The organism is Streptomyces recifensis, from assembly GCF_002154615.1.
GTDB lineage: Bacteria > Actinomycetota > Actinomycetes > Streptomycetales > Streptomycetaceae > Streptomyces > Streptomyces griseoluteus.
Window position 1 is genome coordinate 1 of record NZ_MUNH01000154.1, and the last position, 9,697, is coordinate 9,697.

At 72.7% G+C, this 9,697-nt stretch carries 4 protein-coding genes; 3 read left to right on the forward strand and 1 reads right to left on the reverse strand.

Annotation, left to right across the window (positions count from 1 at the left end; all coding sequences use genetic code 11):
- On the forward strand, window positions 1–1,096 hold a 1,096-nt coding region (locus tag CCN33_RS09920; RefSeq protein ID WP_107483920.1), incomplete at its 5' end, for a cytochrome P450.
- Between the two features lie 48 nt (window positions 1,097–1,144).
- Here CCN33_RS09920 and CCN33_RS09925 read toward each other — a convergent pair.
- Complete coding sequence (locus CCN33_RS09925; RefSeq protein ID WP_086693284.1) at window positions 1,145–2,368, reverse strand: cytochrome P450; 1,224 nt, start codon at window positions 2,366–2,368, stop codon at window positions 1,145–1,147.
- A 665-nt stretch (window positions 2,369–3,033) separates the two neighbouring features.
- Between CCN33_RS09925 and CCN33_RS09930 the strand changes: the two genes are divergently transcribed.
- Both CCN33_RS09930 and CCN33_RS09935 read left to right on the forward strand, forming a co-directional pair.
- On the forward strand, window positions 3,034–3,249 hold the full coding sequence (locus CCN33_RS09930; protein WP_086693285.1) for an MbtH family protein: 216 nt from the start codon (window positions 3,034–3,036) through the stop codon (window positions 3,247–3,249).
- A 400-nt stretch (window positions 3,250–3,649) separates the two neighbouring features.
- On the forward strand, window positions 3,650–9,697 hold a 6,048-nt coding region (locus CCN33_RS09935), incomplete at its 3' end, for a non-ribosomal peptide synthetase (RefSeq protein WP_140394500.1).

Below are 9,697 nucleotides of genomic sequence, written 5' to 3' on the forward strand. Positions count from 1 at the left end.
CATCCCGGCCTGGCTGGTGCTCGGCTACCACGAGGTCGCGCAGGTCACCAGCCACGACGAGCTGTTCGCACGGGACTCGCGCCGCTGGAACCAGTGGGACAACATCCCGCCGGACTGGCCGCTGATGCCCTTCGTCGGCTACCAGCCCTCGGTGCTGTTCACCGAGGGGGAGGAGCACCGGCGGCGGGCCGGGGTGATCACCGAGGCGCTGTCCGGGGTGGACCAGTTCGAGCTGGCCCGCGACTGCGAGCTGATCGCCGACGAGCTGATCGCCCGGTTCGCCGGCAGCGGTCAGGCCGAGCTGATGTCGTCGTACGCGCACGCACTGCCGATGCGGGCCGTGGTGCAGATGTGCGGTATGCCGATCTCCGGCGCCGACACCCAGCAGCTCGTCGACGACCTGCGGATCTCCCTGGACGCGGCCGAGGGCGACGACCCGGTGGCGGCCTACGGGCGCGTGGGTGAGCGGCTGGTGCGGCTGGTCCAGGACAAGCGGGCCGACCCCGGCAAGGACGTCACCTCGCGGATGGTGCTGCACCCGGCGGGGCTCAGCGACCAGGAGATCGTCCAGGACCTGATCTCGGTCATCGCGGCCGCTCAGCAGCCCACCGCCAACTGGATCTGCAACGCGCTGCGCCTGCTGCTCACCGACGAGCGGTTCGAACTCAGCGTGTCCGGCGGCCGGGTCAGCGTGGGCGAGGCGCTGAACGAGGTGCTCTGGCTCGACACGCCCACCCAGAACTTCATCGGACGCTGGGCGGTACGGGACACCCAGCTCGGCGGCCGGCAGATCCGGGCCGGCGACTGCCTGGTCCTCGGGCTGGCCGCCGCCAACACCGATCCGAGTCTCTGGCCCGAGGGCCACGTCGGCGCGGAGAACGCCGCGCACCTGTCGTTCAGCAACGGCGAGCACCGGTGCCCGTACCCGGCGCCGCTGCTCGCGGACGTCATGGCGCGCACCGCCGTGGAGACACTGCTGGAGCGGCTGCCCGACCTGGTGCTCGCGGTGGACCCGCACACCCTGACCTGGCGGTCGTCCATCTGGATGCGGGGGCTGACCACCCTGCCGGTCCGGTTCACCCCGGTCGACGGATAGCCGGTGGCCCGCCGGGCCCCCGGAGGAGGGGGCCCGGCGGGGCGCGGGTCAGGCGGTGGGGCTGAACCGCACCGGAAGAGCCTGGGGGCCGCGGGTGAACACGCCCTGCTCGACCGGGTCGAAGCCGTCGGCGAAGCGCAGGTCCGGCATGGCGTCCAGCAGTTGGGCGACGCCGGTCTCGACCTCCGCCTTGGCGAGCAGCGCGCCCACGCAGAAGTGCCGGCCCAGCGCGAACGCCAGGTGGTCGGCGGCCGCGGAGAAGGCGTTGGTGGCTGTGAGGTCCTCGCGGAAGATGTCGAAGCGGTCCGGCTCGCGGTAGCGGTTCTCGTCCCGGTTGGCCGAGCCGATCAGGCAGGTGACGGTGACCCCGGCCGGGATGGTGCCGCCGCTGAGCTTCACCTCGGTCGCGGACTGCCGCATGATCATGTGCACCGGCGGAGTGAAGCGCAGGGTCTCCGCGAACGCCCGGGGGATCAGGCTGTGGTCGGCCCGGACGGCGGCGAGCTGGTCGGGGTGGCTCAGCAGGTTGGCGAAGATGCTGGCGATCGCCTTGTCCGTGGTCTCACCGCCGGCGGCGAGCAGCAGGCTGCAGAACGCCTTGATGTCCTCGTCGCTCATCCGCACCCCGTCGACCTCGGCGGCACACAGCACCGACAGCAGATCGTCGCCGAGGTTCTCGCGGCGCTCGCGGATGATCGGCAGCATGTACTCGGCGAACTCCACGCGGGTGCGCTCGCCGGCCGCGGCCACCTCCTGGTCGCCGGACAGGTTGCCGAGGAAGGCGATGACGGCGGTGTACCAGCGGTGGAAGCGCGCGTGGTCGGCCTTGTCCAGGCCGAGCATGTCCGCGATCACGTTGACCGGGAACCGGGTGGCGTAGTCGGTGACCAGGTCGGCGGAGCCGGAGTGCCGGAAGGCGTCGATCAGTTCGCGCGAATTGCGTTCGATGACGGGCAGGAACTTCTCCTGCAGGTCCCGGCCGCGGAAGGCGGGGGCGACCAGGGCGCGGCGCACCGCGTGCTCACGGCCGCTGAGCTGGAGGATCGTCTTGCCGTGGACCGGCTCGATCTGCCAGTCGTAGTTGTCGGTGGTGAACTCGCCGTCCTTGTCCTTGAAGACACGTTCGACGTCTTCGTAGCGCGAGATGATGTAACTCTGCGTGGCTTCGTGCCAGATGAGGGGCGCGGACTCCCGCATCAGCCGGTAGGCCGGGTAGGGGTCCGCTGCGAACTCGGGCGAGAGGATGTCGGGTATCTGTGCCGCAGTGGTCATGATGCTCCGTCGAGACCGTGAATGGCTTGTTCCGTAAGGTTATTGATCATTCGTCAGCCATGACAGACCCTTAAGGCTTCGAGTGGAGCCGGTGCCCACCTTGGCCGGATACCGGTCGTTCCAAAAGCGGGGCGCGCGGTCTGTTCTTCGGCCCCCGTGTCCTGATCTGGTCGGTGCGCCGAGGCGTCACGGGTGGAAACGGGGCGCACGGTCGGCGCACGGGTGCGTGGTGCGGAGTCATATGCGCTCAAGTGAGAGCGTGGCGGCACATGCGCCGGCTCGGCCGGATCGACATGGGTCATATACGGCGGAAATACCCTACTCAGGACACCTGTTGGCCAAATGATGAATGCTGAATGCCATTGGGCATATGCCAAAGGCAGTGCAGGCGATTATTGCGCGCTCTATTACCCGTCGGTAATCGATCGAACGAGTACCTCCGATCGTGGACTTTCCCTTAGTGTGATGAGTGTGAATGGACAGGGTCCGGGCAGTCTGGTTCCGACCGGCCGCACGGGAACTGTCATCTCGGGGACGGAGCGCTTCGCTCCTTCGTTCGATCTGACACACCGTGCGGATCGGGCAAGCAGTCCGGGAGCCGCGGAAACGGAATGCGCGGCGGCTCGGAAAAACAAGCTGATGTACGTGCCGCCAAGGGGGGCGTCGTGGTCAATCCTTTCGACGATGAGTCGGGCAAGTTCCTGGTGCTGGTGAACGAAGAGGGTCAGTACTCGCTCTGGCCGGCGACGCTCGCCGTGCCGGGCGGCTGGCGGGCCGAGGGCCCGGAGGGGTCGCGCCAGGAGTGCCTGGACGCGATCGAGGCCCAGTGGACCGACATGCGGCCCGCCAGCCTGGTGCGGGCGATGGCGGCCGACGGATAGGTCGGCCCGCGAACCCCGGCCCGTCCGGGGTGTCATGCCTGGTCGTACGGCATTCGCCGCCATGTGACCCCCTGGGCGCCGCTCTCGCCCGGGGAGGCCGTCGCGTCGGCGCGCCGGACGATCGTCACCGCCGGCGAGACGCTCGCGCCGGTTCCCGTTCCCGCTCCTGGACGTCCCGGCGGCCCGCCCGGCCGCGGGGTCGACGCGCGTGGATGCGGCGGGCACTCGTGCGCCGGTAAACGGAAGTGCGGATGGGCGCGACCGTGTTCGACATCTCGCAGACGCACTCTCTTCCTTTCACCGTCACGGAATAGCCGTGGGGCGAGCGGCCGTGCGCGCGTTCGTTATGCCCCCGCTTTCCTTACCGTCCCCGGAACCTCTCCCCAAAGGTTGATCCCGCATGCGTGAAAACCGCTCGGCCGCGTTCTCAGTGACGCCCGAAGAATCGTTCGAACTGACCGCCGCCCAACAGGGTGTGTGGTATGGGCAGCTGGTGGATCCGGACAGTCCCAAATACAACATCGGGGAATGCCTGGAGATCCGTGGCGGCCTCGACGAGGCTTTATTCGCCGCCGCGGTGGACCGCGCGGTGTACCTCCACGACAGCTTTCACCTGGAGTTCGTCACTCACGGTGAAACGATTCGCCAGAGGGTGGTGCGCCCCGGACCGGACGCCCCGAGCCGGCTCCATCGGGTGGATCTGAGCGGTGAGGAAGACCCGACCGCGGCGGCGGAACGGTACATGGCCGACGACATGGCCACCGTCGACCGACTCGACTCCCCGCGCCACCACTTCGCGCTGCTGCGGCTCGGCCCCACCCTGCACTTCTGGTACATCCGCTACCACCACATCGCCGTCGACGGCCTCAGCGGCGCCCTCTTCGCCCGCACTGTCGCCGACCTCTACACCCGTGCGGTACGGGGCGAGAACACCGACGACGTCACCGCCGCGCCCCTGCGCGAGCTGGTGGACGAGGAGGCCGCCTACCGCGCCTCCGGCCGCACCGAGGCCGACCGCGCCTACTGGACCGGCCGCTTCACCACCCCGGCCGGGGAAGCCTCCGACGACGGGACCCGCGCCGCCACCCCGCTCGTCCGCCGCCGCACCGATGCCCCGGCCCCCCACACCGCCTCCGACGCGCCGGTGGAGCTGCACTCCGGCGACACCCTCCCCGTCACCGTCCTGGACGAACTGCGCCGCCTCGCCGGGGACAGCCGCACCACCTGGACCGCCGTCCTGGTCAGCGCGGTCGCCGCCTACGTCGCCCGGGTCACCGGCACGCGCGACGTCAGGATCGGCCTCGCCTCGCACGGCCGGCACGCGGGGCTGCGCCACATCATGGGCATGACCTCCAACATCCTGCCGCTGCGCCTGGCCGTCACCCCGGACATGACGGTCGGCACCCTGGTCCGCGCGGTCGCCGCCGAGATGCGCGGCGCGATGCGCCACCGCCGTTTCTCCCGCGAACAGCTCGCCCGCGAGCTGAACATGGCGGACGACGGGGCCCGCCTCACCGACGTCGTCGTCAACATCATGGGCTTCGAGTACGGCCTCGACTTCGGCGGCAGCACCGCCACCTCCCGGCTGCTGTCCATCGGCCCGGTGGACGACGTGTCCCTCTTCGTCTCCGAACGCTCCGAGGGACAGGGGCCGTTGATCGGCTTCGACACCAATCCGGAGCTGTACCACCCGGACGACGTCCGGCTGCACCAGCACGCCGTCGTCTCCTTCCTCACGGCCGTGGCCGGGGCGGACGCCGAAACGCCGCTCGCCGAGATCCCGTTGCTCGACGACACCGCCACCGCCGAGGTGCTCGCGCGGGGGCGCGGGACCGAACTGCCCGCCGGGGACACCGCGCTCCCGCGGGCGTTCACCGCGCAGGTCCGCCGTACCCCGGACGCCCCGGCCGTCGTCGCCGGTGCGCACACCCTCACCTATCGCGAGCTCGCGGAGGCGGCCGATGAGCTGTCCGGTGCGCTGAGCGGCTGGGGCGTCGGCGCCGAGGACGGTGTCGGGGTGCTGGTGGACCGGTCGGCCGCCGTGGTGACGGCCACACTCGGCGCCGTCGGCGCGGGGGCCGCGTACGTACCGATGGACGCCGCATGGCCCGCCGGCCGGCTGGACCGCGTCGCCGGGACCGCCCGGGTCCGCGCCCTGGTCGTGGACGCGGCCAACGCCGACGCGGACTGGGTCACGGAGCGGGCCGCCACCCTCCCCGTCCTCGTGGTGGACGAGCGCGGCGCCCTTCTGCACGGTGCCCCGGAGCGGCCCGGCACCCCGCGCGCGGTGGAACGGGGTGACCGCCTCGCCTACGTGATGTTCACCTCCGGCTCCACCGGCCTCCCCAAGGGCGTCGGCGTCACGCACGACGACGTCCTCGCGCTGGCCGCCGACTCCGCCTGGCGGGACGGCGTCTTTGACGCGGTGCTGATGCACTCCGCCTACGTCTTCGACGCCTCCACCTTCGAGATCTGGGTGCCGCTCCTCAACGGCGGCCGGGTGGTCGTCGCCCCGCCCGGTGGCCTGGAGCCGCGCGTGCTCAGGGAGATGACGGAGCGGTACGGCGTCACCTCGCTGTTCCTGACGACCTCGCTGTTCAACCTCGTCGCCGAGACCGACCCGGCCGCCTTCGCCGGACTCCGCCTGGTTTCCACCGGCGGCGAGGCGGCCGCACCCGGTCTGACCCAGCGGGTCGCCGAGGCCGCCCCCGGCACCCGCGTCCTGCACGTGTACGGCCCCACCGAGACCACCACCTTCGCCACCCGCCATCAGGTGGCCGCCGGCACGAGCGGCGTACCCCCGATCGGCCGCCCCCTGGACGGCATGAACGCCTACGTCCTCGACGACCGCCTGCGCCCGGTGCCGCCCGGCGTGGTGGGCGAGCTGTACGTCAGCGGCCGGGGCGTGGCCCGCGGCTACCTGGGCCGCGCCCGGCTCACCGCCACCCGGTTCGTGGCCGACCCGTACGACGCGGACGGGGCCCGGATGTACCGCACCGGCGACCTCGCCCGCTGGACCGCCGACGGCGACATCGAGTACGCCGGGCGCGTCGACGGACAGGTCAAGCTGCGCGGGTTCCGTATCGAGCCCGCCGAGATCGAGAACACCCTGCTCACCGACCCCGCCGTACGCTCCGCCCGCGTCCTGGTCCGGGAGGACGTGCCCGGCGACCCGCGCCTGGTCGGCTACGTCGTCCCCGAACCCGGCACCGCCCCGGACGCCGCCGCGCTCGCCCGGACCGTGGGCCGGGCGCTGCCCGCCTACATGGTGCCGTCCGCGTTCGTCCTGCTCGACGCGCTGCCCCTGAACGCCAACGGCAAGCTCGACCACCGTGGGCTGCCCGCGCCCCGCGCCGCCACGGCCGCCGGGCGTGCCCCGCGCACCCCCCACGAGGAGGTGCTGGCGGGGCTGTTCGCCGACGTGCTCGGCGTGGACGCGGTCGGCGTGGACGACGACTTCTTCGCCCTCGGCGGCCACTCCCTGCTCGCCACCCGCCTCACCGGCCGGGTGCGTACCGCACTCGGCGCCGAACTCGACCTGCGGACCCTCTTCGAGCACCCCACGGTCGCCTCGCTGGCCGCCGTGCTCGACACCTCCGGTGCGGCACGCCCCGCGCTCGTCCCGCAGGACCGGCCCGACACGGTGCCGCTGTCCTTCGCGCAGCAGCGGCTCTGGTTCCTCAACCGGGCCGAGGACTCCGGCGACACCTACAACGTGCCGCTCGTCCTCGACCTCGAAGGCCCGCTGGACACCGACGCCCTGCGCGGCGCCCTCGCCGACGTGGTGGCCCGGCACGAGAGCCTGCGCACGGTGTTCGCGGAGGAGGACGGGGTGGCCCGGCAGGTCGTCCTGGACGCCGCGCACGCCGCCGAGCTGGTCCCGCTCGCCGTCGAGGAGCCCCCGGCCGGGGCGGACGCCGAGGTGTGGGCCGAGGAGGCGGTGGCCCGGCTGGCCGGCGCCCCCTTCGACCTCGCCGGGGGTGTCGCCTTCCGCGCCGGGCTGCTGCGGCTCGCTGCCGACCGGCACGTCCTGGTCCTGGTCCCGCACCATGTCGTCGCCGACGGCTGGTCCCTCGCCCCGCTGAGCCGGGACGTCGGCGCCGCCTACCGGGCCCGGGTGGCGGGGGAGGACACGCCCGACTGGCCCGCGCTGCGGGTGCAGTACGCCGACTACGCCCTGTGGCAGCGGGCGTTGCTCGGCGAGGATGGCGACCCGGACAGCCTCGCCGGGCGGCAGCTCGCCTTCTGGCGCGAGGCGCTGCACGGCGCCCCCGACCTGCTCGAACTCCCGCTGGACCGGCCGCGCCCGGCCGTTGCGAGCCATCGCGGCGGTGCGGTGCCCTTCGAGCTGCCCGCCGCTGCGCACGCCGCGCTGACCGGGCTGGCCCGCGCGGCCGGCTGCACCCCGTTCATGGTGCTGCAGGCCGCCCTCGCCGTGACCCTGCGCGCCCACGGCGCGGGCGAGGACATCCCGCTCGGCACGGCGGTCGCCGGACGCGCGGACGAGGCGCTGGACGACCTGGTCGGCTTCTTCGTCAACACCCTCGTGCTGCGCACCGACCTCTCCGGTGACCCCACGTTCCGGGAACTCCTGTGCCGGGTCAAGGAGTTCGACCTCGCCGCGTTCAGTCACGGGGACATACCCTTCGAGCGGCTGGTGGAGGCGGTCAACCCCGAGCGCTCCGGCGACCACCACCCGCTCTTCCAGACCATGCTGGTACTCCAGAGCCAGGAGCGGGCCGGGATCGACCTGCCCGGCGTCACCAGCCGCGACCGCTCCGGACACACCGGGATCAGCAAGTTCGACCTGACCTTCTCGCTCACCGAGAACGCGGCCCCCGCCGACCGGAGCGAGCCCGCCCGGGGCATCGGTGGCTACCTCGAATACGCCACCGACCTCTTCGACGAGGCCACCGCCCGCGACCTGTGCGACCGGTTCGCCCGCGTCCTCACCGAGGCCGTGCGACACCCCGACCGGCGCCTCGGCGACCTCGACCCGCTCGGTCCCGGCGAACGCGACCGCCTCCTCGCTCAGGGACACGGCACCCAGCGCCCGCTCCCCGCGCTCACCGCACCGGAAGCGGTCCGCGAGTGGGCCGCGCGCACCCCGGACGCCACCGCCGTACGGGACGCCGGCACCAGCCTCACCTACGCCGAACTGGACGACCGCGCCGACACGTTGGCCCACGCACTGCGGGAGCACGGCGCCGGGCGCGAGACGCTGGTCGCGCTCGCCCTGCCGCCGTCCGTCACCTCCGTCGTCGCCATGCTGGCCGTCCTGCGGGCCGGGGCCGCCTATCTGCCCGTGGACCCGCGCTACCCGGCCACCCGCATCCGGCACATGGTCACCGACGCCCGCCCGGTCCTGCTGCTCACCACCCGCGACGTCCACGAGACCCTCCCGCCCACCGACGTACCGTGGCTCGACCCGGAGCGACTCGTCCCCGGCAGAAGCGGGGCGGGGCAGCCGATCCACCCCGCCGACCCGGCGTACGTCATCTACACCTCCGGTTCCACCGGGCGGCCCAAGGGCGTGACCGTGCCGCACGGCGCACTCGCCAACCACATGGCCTGGATGGCGGGGCACCTCTCGCTGACCCGGGGCGACCGGGTTCTCGCCCGTACCTCCACCAGCTTCGACGCCTCCGTGTGGGAGCTGTGGCTGCCGCTGATGAACGGCGCCGAGTTGTGCGTGCTGCCCGACGGGGTCAACCAGGACCCGCGGGCGCTGGTCGACTGGATGGGCCGGTTCGGCGTCACCGTCGCCCAGTTCGTGCCCTCGCACCTCGCGCTCGTCCTCGCCGAGACCGCCGACGCGGCACCGCTCCCCGCGCTGCGCGCCGTCCTGTGCGGCGGCGAACCGCTGCCCCGCGCCCTCGCCGACGACATCGCCCGCACCTGGCACGCCGAGGCGCACAACCTGTACGGCCCGACCGAGGCCACCATCGACGCCACCGCCCACCGCGTCCCCGAGGACGCCGAGGGCCACGCGGCGGACACCGTGCCGATCGGCCGGCCCGTCGACACCATGCGCGCCTACGTCCTCGACACCCGGCTCCGCCCCGTACCCACCGGGGTCACGGGCGAGCTGTACCTCGCCGGGCCCAACCTCGCGCGCGGCTACCTGGGGCGCCCCGGCCTGACCGCCGAGCGCTTCGTCGCCGACCCGTTCGACACCGGCGGTGCCCGCATGTACCGCACCGGCGACCTCGTGCGGTGGAACCGGCGCGGGCTGATGGAGTACGTGTCCCGCGCCGACGACCAGGTCAAACTCCGCGGTTTCCGCATCGAGTTGGGTGAGGTCGAGGCTGCGCTCCTCGCCCGTCCCGGCGTCACCTCGGCCTGCGCCGTCATCCGCGAGGACGCCCCCGGAAGGCGCAGGCTGGTGGCCTACGCCGTCACCGCCGACGGCGCCCCGCGCGCCCTCACCCTGCGCGACGACCTCGCC